Source organism: Yoonia sp., from assembly GCF_017854565.1.
Taxonomy (GTDB): domain Bacteria; phylum Pseudomonadota; class Alphaproteobacteria; order Rhodobacterales; family Rhodobacteraceae; genus Yoonia.
In genome coordinates this window covers 1-22,670 of sequence record NZ_JAFMHJ010000024.1, presented here as the reverse complement: position 1 = coordinate 22,670, position 22,670 = coordinate 1, and the positions used below count along the sequence as shown (strand labels likewise).

Annotated in this window: 17 protein-coding genes; 9 read left to right on the top strand and 8 right to left on the bottom strand. The window is 59.5% G+C overall.

What is annotated here, in order from left to right:
* The 6 genes from phnE (QZ196_RS10880) to bhcR all read right to left on the bottom strand — a co-directional run bounded on the left by phnE (QZ196_RS10880) (position 1) and on the right by bhcR (position 11,690).
* Positions 1 to 1,299 carry a phosphonate ABC transporter, permease protein PhnE gene (gene phnE / locus QZ196_RS10880; protein WP_296426320.1) on the bottom strand — a complete coding sequence of 433 codons (1,299 nt, stop codon included), beginning with the start codon at positions 1,297 to 1,299 and terminating at the stop codon, positions 1 to 3.
* Entirely contained in the window at positions 1,296 to 2,168 is an 873-nt protein-coding gene (gene phnE / locus QZ196_RS10875; RefSeq protein ID WP_296426317.1) for a phosphonate ABC transporter, permease protein PhnE, read from the bottom strand. The genes phnE (QZ196_RS10880) and phnE (QZ196_RS10875) overlap by 4 nt, the downstream gene beginning before the upstream one ends.
* Before the next feature lie 75 nt (positions 2,169 to 2,243).
* Positions 2,244 to 3,155 (bottom strand): phosphonate ABC transporter substrate-binding protein, encoded by a 912-nt coding sequence (phnD, locus tag QZ196_RS10870; protein ID WP_296426315.1) that lies wholly within the window; start codon positions 3,153 to 3,155, stop codon positions 2,244 to 2,246.
* Positions 3,156 to 3,215: 60 nt separating this feature from the next.
* Complete coding sequence (gene phnC, locus QZ196_RS10865) at positions 3,216 to 4,034, bottom strand: phosphonate ABC transporter ATP-binding protein (protein ID WP_296426313.1); 819 nt, start codon at positions 4,032 to 4,034, stop codon at positions 3,216 to 3,218.
* A gap of 132 nt (positions 4,035 to 4,166) precedes the next feature.
* On the bottom strand, positions 4,167 to 10,688 hold the full coding sequence (locus tag QZ196_RS10860) for an autotransporter-associated beta strand repeat-containing protein (RefSeq protein ID WP_296426311.1): 6,522 nt from the start codon (positions 10,686 to 10,688) through the stop codon (positions 4,167 to 4,169).
* A gap of 174 nt (positions 10,689 to 10,862) precedes the next feature.
* Positions 10,863 to 11,690 (bottom strand): HTH-type transcriptional regulator BhcR, encoded by an 828-nt coding sequence (gene bhcR / locus QZ196_RS10855; RefSeq protein WP_296426309.1) that lies wholly within the window; start codon positions 11,688 to 11,690, stop codon positions 10,863 to 10,865.
* Between the two features lie 163 nt (positions 11,691 to 11,853).
* Here bhcR and bhcA point away from each other — a divergent pair, with 163 nt between their 5' ends.
* The 6 genes from bhcA (at position 11,854) to QZ196_RS10825 (ending at position 17,918) form a co-directional block, all read left to right on the top strand.
* The gene (gene bhcA, locus QZ196_RS10850) at positions 11,854 to 13,044 is read left to right on the top strand and encodes an L-aspartate--glyoxylate aminotransferase BhcA (RefSeq protein WP_296426307.1); all 1,191 of its coding nucleotides are present in this window, start codon (positions 11,854 to 11,856) and stop codon (positions 13,042 to 13,044) included.
* Positions 13,044 to 14,015, top strand: a complete 972-nt coding sequence (bhcB, locus tag QZ196_RS10845) for a beta-hydroxyaspartate dehydratase BhcB (protein WP_296426305.1) — start codon at positions 13,044 to 13,046, stop codon at positions 14,013 to 14,015. The genes bhcA and bhcB overlap by 1 nt, the downstream gene beginning before the upstream one ends.
* A 12-nt stretch (positions 14,016 to 14,027) precedes the next feature.
* Positions 14,028 to 15,191 (top strand): 3-hydroxy-D-aspartate aldolase BhcC, encoded by a 1,164-nt coding sequence (gene bhcC, locus QZ196_RS10840; protein WP_296426304.1) that lies wholly within the window; start codon positions 14,028 to 14,030, stop codon positions 15,189 to 15,191.
* Positions 15,192 to 15,278: 87 nt separating this feature from the next.
* Entirely contained in the window at positions 15,279 to 16,244 is a 966-nt protein-coding gene (gene bhcD, locus QZ196_RS10835) for an iminosuccinate reductase BhcD (RefSeq protein ID WP_296426302.1), read from the top strand.
* A 142-nt stretch (positions 16,245 to 16,386) separates the two neighbouring features.
* Positions 16,387 to 16,929, top strand: a complete 543-nt coding sequence (locus QZ196_RS10830) for a TetR/AcrR family transcriptional regulator (RefSeq protein WP_296426300.1) — start codon at positions 16,387 to 16,389, stop codon at positions 16,927 to 16,929.
* Entirely contained in the window at positions 16,926 to 17,918 is a 993-nt protein-coding gene (locus QZ196_RS10825) for an NAD-dependent epimerase/dehydratase family protein (RefSeq protein WP_296426297.1), read from the top strand. The genes QZ196_RS10830 and QZ196_RS10825 overlap by 4 nt, the downstream gene beginning before the upstream one ends.
* Before the next feature lie 140 nt (positions 17,919 to 18,058).
* Here QZ196_RS10825 and QZ196_RS10820 read toward each other — a convergent pair whose 3' ends face one another.
* Positions 18,059 to 18,310, bottom strand: coding sequence for an SH3 domain-containing protein (locus tag QZ196_RS10820; RefSeq protein ID WP_296426378.1), 252 nt, complete (start codon positions 18,308 to 18,310; stop codon positions 18,059 to 18,061).
* 244 nt (positions 18,311 to 18,554) lie between these two features.
* On the opposite strand from QZ196_RS10820, the gene QZ196_RS10815 reads away from it, so the two are divergent.
* The 3 genes from QZ196_RS10815 to arsJ are packed head-to-tail and all read left to right on the top strand — an operon-like array spanning position 18,555 to position 21,657.
* Positions 18,555 to 19,403, top strand: coding sequence for a helix-turn-helix domain-containing protein (locus tag QZ196_RS10815; RefSeq protein ID WP_296426295.1), 849 nt, complete (start codon positions 18,555 to 18,557; stop codon positions 19,401 to 19,403).
* Positions 19,400 to 20,398, top strand: coding sequence for an ArsJ-associated glyceraldehyde-3-phosphate dehydrogenase (locus QZ196_RS10810; protein ID WP_296426293.1), 999 nt, complete (start codon positions 19,400 to 19,402; stop codon positions 20,396 to 20,398). Before QZ196_RS10815 ends, QZ196_RS10810 begins: the two co-directional genes overlap by 4 nt.
* Complete coding sequence (gene arsJ, locus QZ196_RS10805; RefSeq protein WP_296426292.1) at positions 20,395 to 21,657, top strand: organoarsenical effux MFS transporter ArsJ; 1,263 nt, start codon at positions 20,395 to 20,397, stop codon at positions 21,655 to 21,657. Before QZ196_RS10810 ends, arsJ begins: the two co-directional genes overlap by 4 nt.
* 276 nt (positions 21,658 to 21,933) lie before the next feature.
* Here the strand turns inward: arsJ and QZ196_RS10800 are convergent.
* Positions 21,934 to 22,670: DDE-type integrase/transposase/recombinase (locus tag QZ196_RS10800; protein ID WP_296426291.1), on the bottom strand; the 737-nt coding region annotated here is incomplete at its 5' end.

The window sequence follows — 22,670 nt, the reverse complement described above, 5'->3', positions numbered from 1 at the left end:
TCAGTGTCCACCCTCTTTGCCCTTGATCAGCTTGCGCCGCAGCCACCCCGAAAAGGTGTCCATCATCATGACCATCACAATAATCAGGACGATGTAATACGTCACCTCTTCCCAGTCCTTTTGGGTGATGATCGCCTGCGTCAGCAGCAAGCCGATGCCACCGCCCGTGATGGCGCCGATGATCGTCGCAGAGCGCGTGTTGGATTCCAGATAATACAGAACCTGACTGAGCAATATCGGCGTGATCTGCGGGATCACCCCAAAGCGATAGCGCTGCAACGGCTTGGCCCCTGTCGAGGTAATCCCTTCGATTTGCTTGTCATCCACATTTTCCAGCGCCTCGGAGAACATCTTGCCGAAGGACCCGGTATCGGTCAGCAGGATCGCCAGCGCCCCCGTCAATGGGCCGGGGCCATAGGCGCGCGACAACACAATTGTCCAAATCAACCCGTCAACGCCGCGCAGAAAATCAAACAGCCGCCGCGCCACAAACCGCAAGCTGCCCAATGGGGTGAAATTCTTGGCCGCGAGGAACCCCAGCGGCAAGGCCACGATCGCCGCGCCGAACGTGCCCAGAAACGCCATCAGGATCGTCTCGACCAAGGCCCAGGCAACATCGCCGTGGCGCCACATCTTGTTGGACCAAAACGCATCCCAGATCGCGCCCGCCTCGCCGGTGAATGCCCGGCTGGTTACCTCGCCAAGGCTGAGGCCGTAGTAGGGGCTGTCGAGCGTGAAAAAGAACAACTCCCATCCCAGCGCATAGCGAAACACCTCTGCACGGTTGCGGGTGACGGTGACGCGGCCCGCATCGGTGGTCACGGATATCCGGTTCTTGGACGCGCTGATCCAGTCAGGCAGATCACCCGCAGGCAGCACCGCATTCACGCCGCTGCTGCCCGGTGTGGTCACGATACGCCCGTAGCCCGGCACGTCATACGTCACCTGCGCGCCAAATGTCACGACATGGCCGGCGCCAAGATCAATCACCGTATCATCGCCCAAGGTGACCCAGTCAGGGGCGCTGCCCTGCGGGTATTCGCCCTTGCGTTCGCCTTCGATCGACACGATTACGTCGCCGGTCCGGTTGTCGCGGGCCACATGGGTTTTGTAGCTATAGATGTCGGACACCAACGTGCGGGCATTCTCCACGCTGACCCGGTCCGCCAGACCGGCCATGTCGAATGCCACAAAGATGTAGGTGAAATAGGCAATAATCACCACCGGCACGGCCATGGCGGTCAGCCGCTTGCGGCGGAACCGGGCGATTGTCTGCGGCTGCAAAAGCATAACGGTCATGGGTGCGCCTCTTGGTTTTTTGCGCCGTGAGTCAGGCGGTTGCGTAAGAAGCTTGAAACCTGATCGACCACGACAATCGTGCCAAACAGCAACAAGAAGATCGCCGCCGCCTCGTCGAACTTGCCCTGTCCCCAGCTCATCGTGTTGCGCAGGTCGTAGCCGATACCACCCGCGCCGACGAACCCCAGAATGGCCGAAGCGCGAATGTTGATCTCGAACCGCAACAGGGCATAGCTCAGGTAATTGGGCGCGACCTGCGGCACGACGCCCAGCCACATCCGCTGCACCCAGCCCGCCCCAACCGACGCGAGCCCCTCAATGGGTTTGAGCGATGCGTTTTCGTTCACTTCCGAAAACAGCTTGCCCAGCGCGCCCACTGTATGCAGCGCGATTGCAATCATCGCAGGCACCGGACCACCGCCCAGCAAAAAGATCAGGACCAGCGCGATCACGATTTCGGGCACGGCGCGCAAGATATCCAAAATCCGGCGCAACGGGCCAACCAGCCACGGCACCGGCGCCAGACCCCGGGTCACCAAAAGCGACATCACCAAGCCGATCATCGCCCCCAGCAGGGTCGCGGCACCGGCGATATTGATCGTCTCGATCAGCGAAGGGAAGTATTTGACGAAATAGCCCGGCAGCAGAGGCGCGCGCGCGATCGCTTCGCCAATGACATCGGCGGGGAAATCAAAGATGTTGGGCAGCCCATCCCAGAACCCGCCCGCATTGCGGTCATTCGCGGTCTGAAAGCCCGCCAGCATCAGCGCCACGAAAACGAGAAGCAAAATCAGGTTCATCACCCGTTTTGAACGCATCTGCGCCAAATATTCAGTCTTGATGTCGCCCGCGCTTTGCAACTCTGCCATCGTCGTGTCCCCACATAAAATTACAGGCCCCGGAACACACTCCGGGACCTGCAGACCGTTATGAAATTACTTGGATCAATTCGACTTTGCGCGGCGCGCTTCGACGATGGACACATAGGCTTCATGCGTGATGGGATCAAAGCCAAGGCTGTCACCGGCGGCCACACCATACGCACACTCTGGATCGGCCTCGAAAAGACCATCGACCAGCGTTGTCATGCGGTCTTTGACGTCCTGTGGCAGGGATGTACGCAGCACGACCGGACCCTCTGGGATCGGCTTTGACCGCCAGATTTCCACGATATCATTCATATCGACCAGACCCGCATCAACCGCCTTGCGCAGCGCACCGGAGTTATAGCCGTCTTCCCATGCGCCCTGACCGTCGGCCCATGTCACGCCGCCGTCAATATCGCCATTGGCGACGGCTACGATGGTCTGCTCGTGACCGCCGGTGAACTTGACCTCACCGAAATATTCGCCCGATTCCATCGTGATACTGGCAGCAGCCTGCGGAATTTCGATCGACGGGATCAGATAGCCCGACGTCGAGTTCGGATCACCAAAGCCAAACACCTTGCCCTGCATGTCAGCCAGCGATGTGACGCCGCTGTCGACACGGGCGAACCCGATGGAATGATAGCCGTAAGATCCATCAAGGTTGATCTTGACCAAAACCGGCTCGACCGCTTCGGGGTCCTGCAGATAGACGGCGGCATAAGACGATGCCCCCAGCCAAGCCATATCAAGGGTCCCGCCCAGCAGGCCCTGGATCACACCGTTATAGTCGGCAGGGGCAAACAGACGCGTCTCGACGCCCAGTTCGGCCTGAGTGTAGGCGCGCAGACACTCGTGGGAGTTCATACGATCCTGTGCGTTCTCACCGCCCAGAATACCGATCCGGAATTCCGTCACGGCGTGGCCCTCTGCGACGACGGCCGAAGTCAGCGCGGTCGTGGCAAGTGCCGCAGCAATCAGGTTTTTCATTTGTCTTCTCTCTCGTTATGCGGCCCCGAGCAGCGGGGCGCAGGGTTAAATCTTGGGTTGTCAGACAGTTTCGGCCTGCCGGATCAGCACAGTTGCCGCATCCAGCGTTTCGATTTCGGTCGATGTCGCCGCCTCTGAGAACGTGTCGTCGGCGCCGTAGATGTCGCGCGCGGCACCGGTCGTCAGTTGGGCAGGCGTGCCATCAAACACGATCTTGCCATCGCGCATCCCGATCACCCGGTCACAATACCGACGGGCGGTATCGAGCGTGTGCAGGTTTGCGATGACCATGCGCCCGTCTTCTTCGTGAATCCGGCGCAGTGATTGCATCACGACCTGCGCATTCATCGGGTCAAGCGATGCGATGGGTTCATCCGCCAGAATGATCTTGGGGTCCTGCATCAATGCGCGTGCAATCGCGACGCGCTGCTGCTGACCGCCGGACAAAGCCTCGGCGCGTTTCGGGGCATGCTGCGCGATGCCAAGCCGATCAAGGATTTCGATTGCGCGGTGGATATCGTCGGTCGGATACAGGTTGAACATCGTCGCCATGGTGGACCGGCGGTTCAATGTACCGTGCAGCACGTTGGACACGACATCCATTCGCGGCACCAGATTGAATTGCTGAAAAATCATCGCGCATTGCGATTGCCACTGACGCTTGGCCGACCCCCGCAGGTTGGTGATGTCGCGGCCTTCGAATGTGATGGCCCCGGAGGTCGCATCGGTCAGCCGGTTCAGCATCCGCAGCAGCGTCGATTTGCCGGCACCGGAGCGGCCAATGATCCCGATCATCGCGGGTTCACTCACCGCGATTGTCGCGGATTTCACGGCGGGGCTCCCACCAAACGACTTGGTCAGATTATCTATCAACAGCATCGCTACCCTCCTGAGGTTAGCGGCTATTTGACAGGTTCAGTTTTCAGATTTGTATCAGCAACAAGAACCTTTTGTGACGATTTTCCGATCATGGGGCGCACAGTCGGCGCGCCCCATGATCGGCAAAGCCCCCTAGAACCGCAGGCCGATTTCAAGCGCGAGGTTGTAGCCTTCAACACCATCGGCCACACGGGTATCGGCGCGCAGGCTGGCATTGAACTGGCGGTTTGGATCAATGATTTGGTTATAGCCAAAGCCAACGCTCAGCTCGCCGTACCCATCGACACCTGATGTGCTAAGCGCGGCTGACGCGCCGCTCGCTTCGACCAGTGATGCATTCTGCCCCACGCTCAGACTGGTGTAGTAGTTAGCGGCAACAAAGGAATGCAGCGTCGTGGCGCCGTCGTCGCTGGCGTTTTCATAGTTGACGGTCACGCCCGCGAACCCGGTCGTTGTCGTATAGTCATCGGTGCTGAACACGTGATCCGTGGCAAAGCGCAGATCATCAACCGTCGTTTTGGCCAACATCAAGCCACCGCCCGGCACAACGGCAAAGCCGCTCTGACCGACTGGCATCCGGTAGTTCAGCGTTCCTGCAAAGCTGAACGTCTGTGTCGCAAATGCAGAATCCGTCAGGCCAAGATCCGCAGCATAGGTGCCGATCCCGTCATCAATGTCATAGTCGGTCTGCGCGAACCGCAACTGCACATCTGCCGTAACGGCACCATTCGTCGCGGTGCCACTGACACCCGCGTATATCTGGTCAAAGTCCATCGCGGTGGTGATCGCCGTCGCCGTGCCGTCACGGGTCATGTCCTGCGCCGATGATCCGCTGAGCATCCCGGCCAGCACATTATATGTCATATCCCAACCGCCCAGTTCACTGGCACAGCCCAGATTGGCCCCAACCTGAAACCCGTTGTAGCTGCTAACCACATCGACGGTGCCCTGCTGGCCCATGTTGTCGATTGTGGCGGTCGTCGTGGCCTCGCCTCCGACCACACGGCCCCATGCGCCGGCGCCCCCGCATATATCAGCGGTGTGCGGCACCAACCGCCTGCTTTGCTGGCTGGTCAACGCCTCGAGCTGGGCCACACCTTCGAGGATCGACCCAAGGGTCAGGCTTGCGCCGGTCTGGATCGTAACATCGCCGTTGGGCACCTGCTGCGCTACGAAGATCGACACCGGACCGGCATCAAAATCCAGCCCCGTGCTGGAAAAGCTGAAGTCGTTCGCCGCTGCGTCATCGACATCAACGACCAGCAATGCGTCGGTCAGCAAGCCCGGCGTCGTGGGCAACAGGTTGAACTGCAGCAAAAGATTACCAGTCGTCGCGCCTGTGATCGTGAGAAAATCTGCGGACTGCGTGCCAATGGCCAGATCAACATCAAGGTTGTAGCTGCCCGCACTGATCAGACCGCCTTGGGCGCGCACTTCGTCCCCGGTGATATCATCGACAAGGTCAACCACGCCGTTGTTCGTAAACGCCCCGGTCACGGTGCCCGATTGCATCACCGTGCCCGCGTTGGTGACGGCGCCGTCAATCGTGCCACCATTCAGATTGACCTGCGACGTCGCATCATTGTCCAGCGTGCCCAGCGTAAACGCCGCCGCAGGCGACAACGTGATCACAGCGCCATTTTGGTTGTCAAAGTTACCGCTGGCAGCACCACCGGTGCCAGCCAGATTGGCGGTGATGGTCGTGATGCCGCCATCATTGACGATATTCCCGTCAAAAATCCCCGCCAGATTTGCGGTGCCGCTATTGGCAAGACCGCCACTGATCGCGCCTGTCGCGGTCAGCGTGCCGCTATTGGTGATCGGATTGGCGGCATTCAACGTGCCCGCAACATACATCGTCCCGGTGTTATCGACGTCGGTTGCATTGACCGCGGCACTGGCCGCAATCTCGAACCCGGCAGCAGCTGCCCCGGAGCCTGCGCCCTGACCCGCGTTGTTCAGCGTGGTCAACCCGGTGACCGTGCCCGCATCCACATCGACCAACCCACCTGCGGCATTGGTCAGCGTGCTGTTCAGCGCCAGATCGGCGTCAACGGTCAACTGCCCGGCTGCGTTGTTCTGTATGGCACCCAGCACCTGATTGCTGACCGTCGCGCCGCCCGTGTTCACCAGACCTTCGTTGATCTGCCCGACCGAGATCAGCGTACCGGTGTTATTCACCGCACCCAGCACCACGCCGGTGCTGTCGATTGTCAGCGTGCCGGCGTTGCCGATCGCGTTCACCGCGCCAGACGTTGAATCCAGCGTGCCTGCAACGGCCATTGTCGCGCCGGCATTGTTGATGATGTCCAGCGCCTGCAACGTCGTCGCCGCGTTCACCCGCACACCCGCCGTCGTGATCGCATTCCCCGTGCCGGTGCCGTTGTTGGTCAAACTGCCTGTGACAGTCGTGTCACCCGCCTGCGTGATCATCACACCGGCGTTTGCGTTCACGACTGCGCCCGTAACGGCCAAAGCGCCGGTCGCCGTAAACGTCCCCGTGTTCGTCACGTTCCCGACAATGCCATTGCTGCCAGTGCCTGAAACCCTGGCTGTTCCGGCATTCAGGAACGCGGCCGCATCCGCGCTTGCTGCGGCATTGATCCGGCCCGTGCTATCGAGCGTCGCCCCGGCGACGTTGGAAATGCCCGTGCCTGTTGCCGCGAATGTCGTCAGCGTGCCGGTATTGGTCAGCGTCGCGGCATTGGTGATCGTCGTCGCGCGGATCACCCCGGCGTTGTTGATCGTGCCCATCGCGTTGTTCGCAACAGTGCTGGCATCCAGCACCCCTGTCGCCGCGACCTGCACGCCCGCTGTGGCAAGGGTCGTGCCGGTTCCGGCTGACGTGTTGGTGAATGTAGCAAGTTCGATCTCGCCGTCGGTGATGTTTATGGTGGCGCCATCTTGGTTCAGGAACGTCCCGACCGGCGTCGGCGAAGGCGACGTACCCGACGGCGCGCCACCGCCATAGGTATTGCCGACGACCATAAAGGTCGCCCCGGAGCCGCTGTTGGTGATGCTGTCCACATCCATACGGCCCTGAATGTTCATGGTGCCGTTGTTGGTCACATCAGTTGCGGCAAGCGTGCTGGCGATCGCGTCCGAGTCCAGCGTGGCGCCCGCGTGGTTGATCAGTATCCCGCCGCCGATCAGGTTCCAGCTATTGGAGATCAGCGATGCCGCCGTGCCACCCGCGACACCGTTCTCGATCGCGCCGTTCACGTAAAGCGTGCCGAATGTCGCAATTGTCGTGCCGGTTCCGCTGGTCGTGGTATTGGTCAGGCTATCAACCGTGGCCATGGCCATGCTGGTGACATCGAATGTCGCAGTGCCTTCGTTGGCGAAGGACCCGATCCCGGTCAGGGTGCCCAAGGCGTTGAAATCGCCGGTGCCGGTGTTGACCACATCGGCATTCAGCGCGCCCTGCGCGTTCGCGATGCCACCTGTGGTGTTGGTCAGCGTATCCACTGTAAGGACCGACCCGCCCCCCAGCATGTCGATGGTGCCCGCGTTGTTGATGGTGTCACCCGTCGCATCCATCGTCGCATTATTTGCGATATTGATGTCGCCGGTCGCGGTGTTCTGGATCGCGCCGCCACCGGAATTCACGACCGTGGTGCCTGCGTTGAAGTTCAGCGTGCCATCATTGGTGATGACACCGGCTTGCACGTCGAAATCCTTGGCCGCTGCGTCGTTGAAATTCACGATCCCGGTGGTCAGGTTGTTGTAATCGCCTGTCACCTCGACCAATGCGCCGCCACCAGCCACGTTGACGGTGCCTGCGTTATCGGTGGTGTTTCCGGTGCCCGTCAGGGTCGCATCGGTGCCAAGGTTGATGATCGCGCCACCTTCGTTGGACAGGGACACGGCGGTCAGGCTACCGCCAGCCCCGATATCGGTCGTGCCGGTGTTGATGAACTGGCCCACATTCGACACGGCGACACCGGCGTCGATATCGACATTCGCGGTTGCCGCCTCGACATCAAGATCAAAGCCGCCGAAATTCGTATTGGCGGTGAACTGCGTCGTTGCACCTGCTGCGGTATAGACATTGCCCAGCATTGCCCCGCTCAGGGTGAATGGGCCGGTCGTGATCGCGTTGCGCAGATCGCCATCATAGATGACGCCACCGTTCAGGATGCTGTAGCCGTTGCCGACCACGATCAGGCCCGCCTCAAGCGTCACGGTGTTTCCGGCACCGGCCGCAATCGTCCCGCCCGCATCGATCTGGCCACCGGCAAGCACCTTGTTCCCACCACCGGTATTGGTGACTGCACCGGACAGGTTGACCGTGCCAGTGACATCCGTGTCGGCATCTAGGTCAAGCGTACCGCCGCTTTCAACCGTCAGGCCAGCGTTGAACAGGGCCCCATTGGCATTCAGCGTTCCCGCAGTCACGGTGACAAGCCCGTTCAGGTTGGCGCCGCTATTGGCGTTCATGATGCCTGCAGTCGTCACCGCGCCGCTGACAGTTCCCGTCGTCGTGAATGTGCCCGCCGCCGTGTTGTCCACATCTCCGGCCCAGGTGCCGGTCAAGTCGACAGTGCCCGCATTATTGACCAGCGTGCCGGTGCCGGTGCTGACCCCGCTTAATGTAAAGGTGCCAGCGCCCTGCTTGATCAGATCGCCCGCGCCTGAAACCACGCCCGCAAAGATATCATCGCCCGCGTCGCCCGTCGTCAGATCCGCGTTCAGCACGACCGAAGCCGTCGCCGATGCACTGGCAAGTGACCCGATCGTCTCATCCGCCGCCACCGTCAGCACGCCGCTGTTCGAAATTGTCACAGCCGCTGTATCCGCCAGCGAGTTGCCGCGAACGATGATGCCAGCGCCGTTGTTGCGGATATTGACGGTGGTCGAAACGGTGGACCCTGTAATGTCGAACGTCCCGCTATTAGCGATGATATCCCCGGTAAAGGTATTCGCAGCCGACAAGACAGTGGTTCCGGCACCGGCACTGGTGACACCGCCAACGCCGGTCAGAACCGCATCGATCGTCGCGTTCTGGAACTGACCGGATGCCGTCATATTCAGCGTGCCATTGCGCAGCGTGCCATTCTGCGCGATCAGGGAATTCTTGGTGATCGTAAAACCACCCAGATCGACATCGCCCCCACCAAGGCGCAACGTGCCCCCAGTTCCAAAGGCATCCGCAGTGCCAGCCGTCAGCGTACCGTCAAAAACGGCGGTTTCCCCGCTATAGGTATTTGTCCCGGTCAGGGTCATCTCGCCGCTGCCGGTCTTGGCCAGTCCGCCCGTACCGGACAAGACGCCCGCATAGGTGGTGGACGCATTGTTGCCGCCCGTCGTCAGCAGGTTTGCACCCAGTGTCACATCCCCTGCACCTGTCAGCGCGCCAATCGTCAAGGCCGATCCAAGGTTCAGCGTCCCGCCATTGACGGCAACGGTCCCGGTGCCCAGCGCTGTCGTGTTATTGGTCGTCAGCACACCGTTATTGATCGCCGTGCCGCCCGCATAGGTGTTCGTTCCCGACAGGGTCAGCGTGCCTGTGCCCTGCTTGACCAGATCACCAGCGCCCGAAATCACGCCCGAAATCTCGACGTTGGTCGCATCGCCGGTCGTCAGCGTATTGGCGTTGAGGTTGATATTGCCAGCGCCAAAGACCGACCCCACGGTTTCATCGCTGCCGGTCAGGATGAAGTTGCCGCTGTTGTTGATCGTGGCGGTATCGCCGATCGCGTTGCCGCCGCCACCGTTGACATTCAGCGTGCCATTGTTCGTGATGATCGCGCTGTTGCGGATAGCGCCAGTTGCAGAAACGACTACATTATTGGCAGAGCTGGAAGGTGTTGCAGCGGAAATTGTTGTTGTACCAGAATAGGTGTTTACCGCGTTCAAAGTCGCCCGACCGCCACCGGCTGCAGACAGATTTCCAGTGCCGGTTAGTGTCGTGTCGACAATTGCATTGCCTATCTGGCCCAGACCGGTGAACGATACTGTGCCATTGCTGATGCCGGTCGCCCCGTTTCCCTGTACGATGAAGTTGCTGATGCTGACGGTGCCACCACCCAGATCGGCAGTCACAGGCGAAAGGTCCGGAGCCTGAATGTAAAGATTGCTGATATCGGCCAGCGCATCTGCGTTCGTGGCAACAAGATCGCCGCGCAATACGTTCAGCGCCCCGGCAAGCGAATTTGTCCCCGACAAGATCAACGTGCCTTCCCCGGCCTTGTTGAAACCGTTGGTGGATGTCAGGTCGGTTGCAATCGTCGTGGTGCCGGTTTCCACCGTGACGCCTGATGAACCGGTCGCGCTGAACGTCAGCGCACCGCCTTGCAGCGTATAGCCATCGGTCTGCACCGTAATGTAATCGGTTTCCTGCGTGCCAACGACGGTGACAGTTCCCGCTGTTCCGCCAAATGCCGTGGTGTTTCCGGCAATCCACACCTCGTTGGTTGCACCTGCGTCGCCCGTCCAATTCGCGGTGGCGCCATCCCAGTTCCCTGTGCCGCCATCCACGACCGTGTTGCCTGCTGTGGTATCCCACGACAAATCCTGCGCCGTGACGGCTGCGGGCAGTGTGGCGACAGCCCCTGTCGCCAAAACAAGTGCAAGCACGGTGGCCCGCCCAAATTTCGGCACGACACTGCGCTGCCGAATACCGACCTGACGAACCACGTGAAAAATATGCATACTGTTTACCAACTGTTAATGAATTTGTGTATCAGCCCTAGCGTCGATCAGGTGCCGCATGCAATACTTTCATCATCCGCTTTGCGCTTTAAGACACCCTTCTGCGGGGGCAGTCGGGCCCTTTGCGCAGCATGACACCTGATCATCGGCGATGGGGATCATCGGCAATGGGGTTTACCCTGCGGGCCGCCCGTTTCCGCCAATCGCCAGCGTCAGGCGCGCCGCCGCATCCATCACCGGCTGGGCCAGCGCCGCAATCCGATCTTCGGTGATCCGGGTCGTGGGGCCGGACACCGAAATCCCGGCAACCGTTTCGCCGAAGACGTTGTAAACGGGGGCCGCGATACAGCGCATGCCCAGATTCCGTTCCTCCCCATCAATCGCATAGCCGCGCAGCTTGGCGGCATGCAAATCTGCAATCATCGCCTCGGGGTCGGTCAAGGTATAGGGTGTAAACCGCGCAAGCTGTCCAGCCGCGAGCACGCGCCGCTGGCGGGTGTCGTCCATCCGGCTGAGCAGTGCCTTGCCAATGCCAGAGGCATGCATCGCCGACACGGTGCCCGGCGGGAAAAAGGCGCGAATCGTCGCGTGTGTTTCAACCTGCCCCAAGAACAGGACCTGCCCGTCCCGTTCGATCCCCAGGTTCGCCGTCTCGCCCGTTGCTTCCATCAGATCGCGCATGATCGGGCGCGCCCGCTCGGCCAGTGACGACCGGCGCAGAAACCGCGAACCGGTCAAAAACGCCGTCGCACCGATGTTCCAAACCTGATTCTGATCGTCGAAATCGACAAAGCCGTGACCCTGAAACGTGGTCAGAACACGGTAGACCGTTGCGGGTGACTGTTCTAACGCGCCGGCAACCTCTGACAGGGTGCCGCCATCCATCTCGCCCAGGGCGACCAGCACCTCAAGCGCACGATCCAGCGACTTGATTGTGTTCTGCGCGGTCTTGTCATCCCAGTCCTTGGGGCGCCCACGCCCACGTTTGGCATCATTTTCCATCATATTTTCCACATTTGAAAATTCATTTCACTTTATGAAAAATACAAGCCCCTGACAATAAACATTTTTCTGAAATACAGCCGCCCTGAAAAAACATTTCAAAAAAATTGAGTGCCAGAGCGACCTCTGCCAAAACAGGCTCAACCCAATGGAGGAAATGGCTATGAGCTTTCAGAACCCTGTGTTTATTCCCGGCCCGACAAACATGCCCGAGGCGATCCGCAAGGCATGCGACATGCCGACAATTGACCACCGGTCACCGTTGTTTGGAAAGATACTGCACCCCGCGCGGGCAGGCGTCAAAGAGATCCTGAAGTCGCAAACAGCTGAAATCTTTATCTTTCCGTCCACCGGCACCGGCGGCTGGGAAACGGCGCTGACCAACACGCTGTCAGCGGGCGACACCGTTCTTGCCGCACGCAACGGCATGTTCAGTCACCGCTGGATCGACATGTGCCAGCGCCATGGGCTGAACGTCCAGATTGTAGAAACACCATGGGGTCAGGGCATCCCGGCTGACCGCTATGCAGAGGCGCTGGCCGCTGATAAGGAACACAAGATCAAAGCCGTTCTTGCCACGCACAACGAAACCGCGACCGGCGTAAAGTCCGACATCGCCGCTGTGCGCGCCGCCATGGACTCCGCCAACCACCCCGCCTTGCTGTTCGTCGATGGTGTCAGCTCGATTGCCTCGATGGACTTTCAATTCGATACATGGGGCGTCGATGTGGCCGTTGCGGGTTCGCAAAAAGGGTTCATGCTGCCTGCCGGGCTTGCCATTCTGGGGTTCAGCCCAAAGGCCGTGGCCGCAACCAGGACCGCGCAACTGCCGCGCACGTTCTTTGACATCAACGACATGACCAAAGGCTACGCCAACAACGCCTATCCCTATACCCCTGCGGTCGGTCTGATGAACGGGCTGCTGCTGGCGACAGAAACGCTTCTCAAGGAGGGGATGGACAATGTATTTGCCCGTCATCACCGGATCGCCGCAGGTGTGCGCGCGGCTGTCGATGCATGGGGCCTGAACCTGTGCGCCGCGACACCGGACCTTTATTCTGATACGGTCAGCGCAATTGTGACACCCGAAGGGTTCAATGCGACCAGCATCGTGACCCACGCCGCCGACAAATACGGTGTGGCATTCGGTGTCGGCTTGGGCGAAGTGGCGGGCAAGGTGTTCCGCATCGGCCACCTTGGCAGCCTGACCGATGTCATGACGCTTTCTGGTCTGGCCACAGCCGAAATGTGCATGGTCGATCTGGGGCTGGATATTCAACTCGGCTCTGGCGTGGCTGCGGCACAAGACTACTATCGCAACAGCACCGGCCTGGCTCTCAAGGACGCAGCGTGATGAAAGACCATAGCGACATGTACATCCCAACCTATCAAGACGTGATCGACGCCCACGCGCGGATCACACCTCATATCCACCGCACGCCGGTCCTGACCTCAAGCTATTTGAATGCGCTGACAGGCGCGGAACTGTTCTTCAAGTGCGAGAACTTTCAAAAAGCGGGCGCGTTCAAGGTGCGCGGTGCGTCAAACGCGGTCTTTGGACTATCCCCGGAAGACGCAGCAAAAGGCGTCTGCACACATTCGTCGGGCAACCACGCCTTGTCGTTGTCCTATGCTGCGGGGCGGCGCGGAATTCCGTGCAATGTGGTCATGCCACGCACAGCGCCGCAGGCCAAGAAAGACGCGGTACGCGGCTATGGCGGGATCATCACCGAATGCGCGCCATCGACCACATCGCGGGAGGAAGTGTTCGCACAGGTGCAGGCGCAGACCGGCGGCAACTTTGTCCATCCCTACAATGATCCGCGCGTCATTGCCGGCCAGGGCACCTGCAGCCGTGAATTCATGGAACAGACCGACGGTCTGGACATGATGGTCGCCCCGATCGGCGGTGGTGGGATGATTTCGGGCACCTGCCTGACCCTGTCCAATATTGCCCCCGAAGTGCAGATCATCGCAGCCGAACCCGAACAGGCCGACGACGCCTATCGCAGTTTCAAGGCCGGACACATCATTGCCGATGACGCGCCGGTTACGATTGCGGACGGGCTGAAGGTGCCGCTCAAAGACCTGACATGGCATTTCGTCAGCACCTATGTGACGGATATTCTGACGGCGTCAGAGCAGGAAATCATCGACGCGATGAAACTGACGTGGCAGCGCATGAAAATCGTGATGGAACCCAGCTGTGCCGTGCCGCTGGCGACCATCCTCAAAAACCCTGAATTATTTAAAGGCAAGCGCGTCGGTGTTGTGATCACCGGCGGCAATGTCGACCTCGATAAACTGCCCTGGATGCTGGGCTAAAGGAGCGAATAGATGAACGATATGAGCAACCTCAAGAACCTCGAAGTGGGTTTTGACGTCCCCGCCCTGCCCGGTATGGACGAGGCAGACATTCAAACGCCTTGCCTTGTGCTGGATTTGGACGCGCTGGAACGCAACATCAAGAAAATGGGCGACTTTGCCAAAGCCCACGGCATGCGCCACCGGGTCCACGGCAAGATGCACAAATCGGTGGACGTGGCGCTGCTGCAGGAAAAGCTGGGCGGGTCTTGCGGCGTCTGCTGCCAAAAAGTGTCCGAAGCCGAAGTGTTTGCCCGTGGCGGGATCAAAGACGTGCTTGTGTCAAATCAGGTCCGCGACCTGCAAAAAATTGACCGCCTTGCACGGCTGCCAAAGCTGGGCGCGCGCACGATCTGTTGTGTGGACGACATCGACAACGTGGCCGACCTGTCAGCCGCCGCGATGAAGCACGGCACGACCATTGAATGTCTGGTGGAAATCGACGTCGGTGCGGGCCGTTGCGGCGTGCAGTTCGGGCAACCCGTCGTCGATCTTGCACTGGCCATCGACGCGGCGGACGGCCTGAAATTTGCAGGCATCCAAGCCTATCAGGGCGCGATGCAGCACCTTGATTCATATGACGACCGTCAGGCCAAGACGGCCATTGCCGTGGATCAGGTCCGGACAAGCGTTGATCTGCTCAAGGCTGCCGGGTTGGAATGTGACATTGTCGGCGGTGGCGGCACCGGATCGTATTATTTCGAAAGCAACTCGGGCGTGTTCAACGAGCTGCAATGCGGGTCTTATGCGTTCATGGACGCCGACTATGGCCGTATTCTGGACAAGGACGGCAACCGCATCGACGAAAACGAATGGGAGAATGCGCTGTTCATCCTGACGAGCGTCATGAGCCACGCAAAAGCAGACAAAGCCATTGTCGATGCCGGTCTGAAGGCGCAATCGGTCGACAGCGGCCTGCCCACGATCTATGGCCGCAAGGACGTGCAATACGTGAAATGTTCCGATGAGCATGGCGTGGTCGCCGACCCTGATGGCGTGCTCAAGGTCAACGACAAGCTGAAGCTGGTGCCGGGTCACTGCGACCCGACCTGCAATGTGCACGACTGGTACGTCGGCGTGCGCGACGGCAAGGTCGAAACGCTGTGGCCTGTTTCGGCACGCGGCAAAGCTTACTGAGTGCGGCCCCTCCGGGGGGAGTATTTCGGGACATAAGAAATGCGGGGTCGGTCTTTTGGGCCGGCCCGTTTTTACAAGGAATAACAGATGATTATCGTACCAGAGAAAGAAATTTCAGGTCTGTTGACCCGCGCTGATGCTTATCATGCGGTCGCGCAGGTCTTTGCCTCTATGTCGAAGGGCACCGCCTATAACTTTCCGGTGATCCGCGAGGCGATTGGCCATGCGGATGCGCTTTATGGGTTCAAATCGGGTTTCGATCGCGACGGTCTGGCGCTTGGGCTGAAATCCGGCGGCTACTGGCCCGGCAACGAGGCTAAGGGGCTGACCAACCACCAGTCCACCGTGTTTTTGTTTGATGCAGACACCGGCAAATGCCGCGCCGTCGTTGGCGGCAATCTGTTGACCGCGCTCAGGACTGCTGCCGCCTCGGCGATTTCGATCAATCATCTGGCCCGCAAGGACGCATCGGTTCTGGGCATGATCGGCGCTGGCCACCAGTCGGTTTTCCAACTGCGCGCGGCCGTCGAGCAGCGCAATTTTGAAAAGATCGTCGGCTGGAACTACCACCCCGAAATGCTGTCGCGTCTGGCCGACCTTGCAGCAGAGCTGAATATCCCGTTCGAGGCCGTCAGCCTTGAACGAATGGGGGCCGAAGCGGACGTTATCATCTCGATCACGTCGGCGTTTGCGCCATCGCTGATGGATGCACATGTGACCCCCGGCACGCATATCGCCTGCATGGGCACCGATACCAAAGGCAAGCAAGAAGTCGAAGCGTCGCTGCTGGCCCGCGCATCGGTGTTTACCGACGAGATCGCGCAGTCCGTCACCATTGGCGAGGCGCAGCATGCCATCGCCGCCGGTTTGATCAAGCAAAGCGATATTCGCGAACTGGGCGCTGTGATCAACGGCACCGATGCGGGCCGGACCAGCGATGACGAAATCACCATTTTCGACGGCACTGGGGTGGGTCTGCAGGATCTTGCCGTGGCGTCAGCCATTGTCGACCTGGCGATCGAAAGAGGCGTGGCGACAGAAGTGGACTTCTGAAACGAAAGGGCCCCCGGGGATAACGCGGGGGCTTGCCGGCGGCGCGGTGCGATCGTAGGCGCGCATGAGGGCCTCAAGCCTGCGGGCACAAGCACGCCACGAAAGGGATTGACTGACTGGTCACTCTAGCTAGGTTGAGGTCATGAATGACCGTCAGAACCAGATCATCGAAGCCGCGATTCCGCTTATTCTGGGGGAGGGCGTGGGGGTTTCGACAGCGGCCATCGCCAAAGCTGCCAGTGTATCAAACGGGACCCTTTTCAACGCTTTCGCAACCAAGCAGGACCTGATCGACAGCATCTATCTTGCGGCAAAGACCCGCATGTTCGATGCGCTGACCCATTCGGACGATGCGCCGTTGACCCATGACGCGCTGCATCGCAACTGGTGCGATTATCTGAAATGGGCGCGGGGCAATCCGCATCATCGGCAAGTCATGCATCTGCTTGTGGATGCGGGCCTTGTCAGCCCGACGATGCGGGCGGCGGTGAACCGCCTTGGCGCGTGGTTCGGGGTCTGGATTAACGACGCGCTGGACCGGGGCATCATCCGTGGGCCAAGCGTCGATTACATTGCGCGACTCATTTTTTTTCACCTCGATCTTGCCATCGAAATGGCACTCGACGGCAACGACGAGGCCCTTGCATTCGACATGCTCTGTCACTCCATAGGATTATCCAAATGACCAAAGTTTTCGTGACCGGCGCGTCCGGGTTCATCGCCAAGCACATTCTGCGCGAGCTATTCGAGAAGGGTTACGCAGTGCGCGCCTCTGTACGTTCCGAGACGCGCAAGGCCGAGCTTGAGGCGCTTTTCCCGGACGCATCAATGGAATTCGCGTTTCTCGACCTGTCGAAAGATGAGGGATGGGCCGATGCGATGAAGGGCTGCGACGTGTTGATGCACACAGCCTCTCCGTTTCCGTTGGCCGAACCCAAGGATCCGCAGGACATCATTCGCCCAGCGGTCGACGGCACGTTGCGGGCAATGAAGGCGGCCAGTGCCGCGGGCATCAACCGTGTGATCCTGACGTCATCAAATGCTGCTATCTACAAGGACGTGAAAAAGCCAAAGGAAGCGGCGTCGGACGAGCGCAACTGGACCTCGGTCGACGAACGCTGGGTGGGTGCCTACGAGGCTTCGAAAACCCTGGCCGAGCGCGCGGCTTGGGATTTCGTTGCCGAGAATCCCGACATGGCGCTGACGACGATCAATCCCGGCGCGGTTTTCGGGCCGGCGATGGATGCGCGCTATGGCACGTCTCTGGAACTTGTCGAACGGATGATGAGCGGCAAGGACCCTGTCGCGCCACCGATGCAACTGCCGCTGGTGGACGTGAGGGATGTGGCGATGATGCATGTCGCGGCAATCGTTCTCGAGGCGGCCAAAGGCGAGAGGTTTTCAGCGACCTCTGAGACACTGCGCTTTGTCGACATGTGCCGACTGCTCAAGGATTGGGACCCGAGCCTGAAAACCGCAACAAAAGAGGCGCCTGTCTGGTTGTTGCGGATACTCGCGGTCTTCATGGCCGATGCAAGGCTTGTCGTCGCCAATGTCGGCCGCAATCTGGCGGTGTCCGGGGCGAAGGCAGAGGCGACATTCGATTTCACGTTCATCCCGGCCAAGGAAGCGCTTATCGCCTCGGCTGAATCGATACGGCATCACAGCGCCTGAACGCTGCGTGCGTCGCTTGGGGTGGCTCTGATTGCATGGTCCATGCGGTGCGAATGGCGAAGTCCTGCGCGCCGCCACCGCCGGGAACCTGATGGGGGGGCCACCGCCAAGCGGGTCGCTGCGGCATTCAGATGTCGCGGCTAGCGTGCCGAAAGGTAGTCGGCGGAGACGTAACCCGTCATCTGCGGCGCGGCGGTCAAAGAAACCCGGCACCATAGCTGACCTACTTCGGTCACGCAGTCACCGCGATTGAGCGATGTTCCGTCAGGCAGGCCCAGGATCACGTTATAGCCAAGCCCGGGGCCTGCCCGCAGCTTCAGCAATTCGTCCGGCCCGGCCCCCGCGACCAGCGCCCGGTCAGCGGCCAGATCGCCGCAGCTGGCGACGAGCATGAAAATCAAAATAACAGGAAGGGTGTTGCAGCGCATGATGTAACCTTGTTCGTTTGCCTACTAATAGACGGACATCGGGCCAAATCCTAGCCTGCCATTCGCTGCGATCTGCACCTGTGGCAGCAGCCCGGACACGACAGACCTTTGCGCAATGTCAGTCTTTCCATTCTCATCTTGAACCGAGAGACGGATTTTTACAAAAACTTCACTTTTCAGCCGTTGATAATTCATATATTCATGAATTATGGAAACACTGATCCCCAGCCGCCTGTCAACCCTTGGTCATCCGCAACGGCTCGCGCTGTTCCGGCTGCTGATGCGACGCTATCCTGACCGCGTTCCTGCGACTGAACTGGCGCAGGCGCTTGGGTTAAAGCCAAACACGCTTTCGACCTATGTGAACGCACTCAAGCAAGTCGGGTTGATATCGCAAGAGCGTGTCGGAACGTCCCTTCGCTATGGCATCAACCTTGATGCCGCGCGCGAAACCATCGCCTACCTCCTGCATGACTGCTGCAGGGGGCGCCCTGATATTTGCGTATCAAATGCCAATCCCACCCCAAACGGAGACAGCTCGATGACAGACCGGAAGTATAACGTCCTGTTCATATGCACGGGAAACTCTGCCCGCTCGATCTTTGCGGAATCCATCCTGCGTGACATTTCCGGTGACCGCTTTGTCGCCCATTCGGCTGGCACAAAGCCCCGCTCGGACCTCAACCCGTTCGCGATCGACGTCTTGAAACAAAAAGGACATGACGTGTCGGTTCTGCGCGCCAAGAATATTTCAGAGTTTCAGGCTTCGAACGCGCCGTGTTTCGATTTTGTCTTCACCGTTTGCGATCAGGCCGCAAATGAGGAATGTCCCTCATGGCAGGGCCAGCCCGTCAGTGCGCATTGGGGGCTTCCCGATCCGGTCAAAGTTGAGGGCTCGGATGCGGAAAAGAGCCTGGCGTTTCACCAGACCTACGGCGCGCTGCGCAACCGCATGATCGGCTTTACTGCCCTCCCGCTTGCTTCGCTGGACCGCATGTCCTTGCAAAAGGCCGTCGATGAAATTGGCCAATCCAAAGAAGAAGGACCCTCCACATGACAGTATATGCCCTGAACGGCCTTGGTCGCATCGGCAAGCTCGCGCTCAGGCCACTATTGGACCGTGGGGCAAAGATCGCCTGGATTAACGATGCCGTCGGAAATCCGGAGATGCACGCGCATCTGTTCGAATTCGACACGGTTCATGGGCGGTGGAAAGCTGACTTTGCGCATGACGCGGACAGCGTCACAATTGACGGCGTGCGCCTGCCGTTCATCGGCACAGGTGATATCGCCAAACTGCCGTTGAGCGGTGTCGATGTCGTGATTGATTGCACGGGCGTATTCAAAACGGCGGCCAAGCTCGCACCCTATTTTGATGCTGGCGTCAAGAAGGTGGTCGTGTCGGCCCCTGTCAAGGACAGCGAGGCGGCAAATATCGTTTACGGGGTCAATCACGATATCTACGCGCCTGACCGCCACCGCATCGTGACCGCCGCAAGTTGCACGACGAATTGCCTCGCGCCGGTCGTAAAAGTCATCCACGAGAATTTGGGGATCAAGCATGGCTCCATCACGACGATCCATAATGTGACGAACACACAGACCATTGTGGACCGCCCCGCCAAAGATCTTCGCCGGGCTCGGTCTGCGTTGAACTCCCTGATCCCGACCACGACCGGCAGCGCGACCGCCATCACACTGATCTACCCCGAACTGGCCGGTCGCCTGAACGGCCATGCCATCCGCGTGCCGCTCCTTAATGCCTCGCTGACGGACTGCGTGTTCGAGGTGGAGCGTGAAACAACAGCGCAAGAGGTCAACGCCATGTTCAAGGCCGCGTCCGCAGGACCGCTGAATGGCATCCTGGGCTATGAGGAGCGCCCATTGGTTTCGACCGATTACACCAATGACGAACGGTCCGGTATCATTGATGCGCCATCAACCATGGTTGTGAATGGCACACAGGTCAAGATTTACGTCTGGTATGACAACGAAATGGGCTACGCGCATCGGCTGGTCGATGTGGCCTGCATGGTTGGAGACAGTTTGTGACCGACACGTCCGCGCGCCCAGAGGGCCTGTCGGCCTATATTGCAGTCACCGCATCCTATTGGGCTTTCATGCTCACGGATGGGGCGCTGCGCATGTTGGTGCTGCTGCACTTTCACACTCTTGGATTCTCGCCTGTCCAGCTCGCTTACCTTTTCGTATTCTACGAAATTGCAGGCATCGTGACCAACCTTTCTGCTGGCTGGATCGCCGTGCGGTTCGGCCTGACATCGACACTCTATGCCGGCCTTGGCCTGCAAATTCTGGCGCTGCTGGCGTTGACGCAGCTTGATCCGAATTGGGCGGTCGGCGTGTCGGTTGTCTATGTCATGCTGGTGCAAGGTGCCAGCGGGGTTGCAAAGGACCTCGCCAAGATGTCCTCCAAATCCGCAGTAAAGCTGCTGGCACCGTCGGAAGACGGGGGGCTTTTCCGCTGGGTTGCGCTCCTGACCGGCTCCAAGAATATCGTAAAGGGCCTGGGCTTTCTTGTCGGCGCGGCACTGCTGGCCACGCTGGGGTTTGTATGGGCCGTTCTGGGGATGGCCGCGATCCTGGCTGTGATCCTGCTGGCCGTCCTGTTTGCCATGCCACCGGGTCTGCCGAAGGGACGCAAGGGCACCAAATTCTCCGAAGTGTTTTCCAAATCGGCCAACGTGAACTGGCTGAGTGCGGCACGGGTCTTTTTGTTCGGCGCACGCGACGTCTGGTTCGTCGTGGGCATTCCGATCTATTTCTATGCAGTGCTGTCGGATGGAACAACGCAAGGCAACCGCTCCGCGTTCTTTCTGATCGGGATTTTCATGGCGGGGTGGGTGATCCTGTATGGTCTGATTCAGGCCAACGCGCCGCGCATTCTGCGCGCAAGGACCCGCACGGAGTCTGATCTGATCGCGGCTGCACGCGGGTGGGCCTGGTCCCTTGCTGCGGTGCCATTGGTTCTGACGTTGTCTTCCATGTTCGCGACCGGGCCGCAGATGTGGTTGACCCTGACGCTCGTTTCAGGGTTGCTGGCATTCGGTGCGATCTTTGCCGTGAACTCATCGCTGCATTCCTATCTGATCCTGTCCTTCAGCAAAGCCGAACGCGTGACGATGGACGTGGGTTTCTACTATATGGCCAACGCAGCTGGGCGATTGGCCGGCACGCTGCTCTCGGGGCTGACCTATCAAGTCGGTGGGCTGACCCTGATGTTTGGCACTGCTGCGGTCATGGTGGGGCTGTCGGCTGTCATGGTCGGTTTCTTGCGGCCCGGTCAAAGTTAGACATCCGCACCAAACCATCGAAATCCAAAGGCCTGTGCGCCGTCACGAACGGCCCATTCCGGACCATGGCCAAGTGGTCTGACGCCGCATCACCGCACAGGCCAGCCGTGAATCGCGCAGCATTCGTGACAGTTGATAGGCAGCTGTGCGGCACGGAGCTGCCTTCCGCATTGAGTCTATGCCAGTATGATTTCGAGGTTGATAGAGTTAGGTGATCAAATTGGACGAACTCAGAGCGGAACGTGTCAACGACTTTGAGACAGTGGCCTTTGGAATTTAGGCTTGGGTTTCTTCGGTTGGCTTTGGTGGGTTGATCCAGACGGCGGTCGGGATTTGAGGCGGTTTTGGTGGCTTGTGTACGAAGCGTTCGGGCGTGGTGAGGAATGCCGCGTCGAGTGTTGCTTGTCGCGCAGTGTAGATTTCTTGGGCTTGGCCAAAATGAATCTGGTCGGGTGTCATGAGGCCGATCCCAGCGTGATGATGATCTTGATTATACCATGCAAAGAACCTGCGGCAGAACGCGCGGGCCTGTTCGATGGTTTCAAAGTTTTTGGGGAACTCTGGCTGATATTTCAGTGTTTTGAAGTGGGCTTCGGAGAACGGGTTGTCGTTTGAGGTGTGGGGCCGACTGTGGGATTTGAGCACACCAAGATCAACCAGCATCAGGGCTGTCGTCTTTGCCTTCATGGGCCCACCGCGATCTGCATGCAATGTCAGCTGATCGCGTGGGACCTCGTGTTTTTCCATCGCGTCGATGAACAGCTCTTTGAACTGGCTGGCGCTCTCCGCGTGCTCGACGCGCCAGCCAACAACGCGGCGGCTGAAGATGTCGAGGATGACATAGAGATAGAAGTAGGACCATTTCACCGGCCCCATCAGCTTGGTGATGTCCCAAGACCAGACCTGATTGGGGGCTTCAGCTAGAAGTTCCGGCTTTTGATAGACGGGGTGTGTGCGCTGTCGGCGGCGCTCGGCCACTTCGCCCTGAGCGGCCAATATGCGATACATCGTGC

Coding starts and splice junctions, on each gene's coding strand:
- phnE (WP_296426320.1), bottom strand. CDS start 1,299: ATGACCGTTATGCTTTTGCAGCCGCAGACAATCGCCCGGTTCCGCCGC.
- phnE (WP_296426317.1), bottom strand. CDS start 2,168: ATGGCAGAGTTGCAAAGCGCGGGCGACATCAAGACTGAATATTTGGCG.
- phnD (WP_296426315.1), bottom strand. CDS start 3,155: ATGAAAAACCTGATTGCTGCGGCACTTGCCACGACCGCGCTGACTTCG.
- phnC (WP_296426313.1), bottom strand. CDS start 4,034: ATGCTGTTGATAGATAATCTGACCAAGTCGTTTGGTGGGAGCCCCGCC.
- QZ196_RS10860 (WP_296426311.1), bottom strand. CDS start 10,688: ATGCATATTTTTCACGTGGTTCGTCAGGTCGGTATTCGGCAGCGCAGT.
- bhcR (WP_296426309.1), bottom strand. CDS start 11,690: ATGGAAAATGATGCCAAACGTGGGCGTGGGCGCCCCAAGGACTGGGAT.
- bhcA (WP_296426307.1), top strand. CDS start 11,854: ATGAGCTTTCAGAACCCTGTGTTTATTCCCGGCCCGACAAACATGCCC.
- bhcB (WP_296426305.1), top strand. CDS start 13,044: ATGAAAGACCATAGCGACATGTACATCCCAACCTATCAAGACGTGATC.
- bhcC (WP_296426304.1), top strand. CDS start 14,028: ATGAACGATATGAGCAACCTCAAGAACCTCGAAGTGGGTTTTGACGTC.
- bhcD (WP_296426302.1), top strand. CDS start 15,279: ATGATTATCGTACCAGAGAAAGAAATTTCAGGTCTGTTGACCCGCGCT.
- QZ196_RS10830 (WP_296426300.1), top strand. CDS start 16,387: ATGAATGACCGTCAGAACCAGATCATCGAAGCCGCGATTCCGCTTATT.
- QZ196_RS10825 (WP_296426297.1), top strand. CDS start 16,926: ATGACCAAAGTTTTCGTGACCGGCGCGTCCGGGTTCATCGCCAAGCAC.
- QZ196_RS10820 (WP_296426378.1), bottom strand. CDS start 18,310: ATGCTCGTCGCCAGCTGCGGCGATCTGGCCGCTGACCGGGCGCTGGTC.
- QZ196_RS10815 (WP_296426295.1), top strand. CDS start 18,555: ATGGAAACACTGATCCCCAGCCGCCTGTCAACCCTTGGTCATCCGCAA.
- QZ196_RS10810 (WP_296426293.1), top strand. CDS start 19,400: ATGACAGTATATGCCCTGAACGGCCTTGGTCGCATCGGCAAGCTCGCG.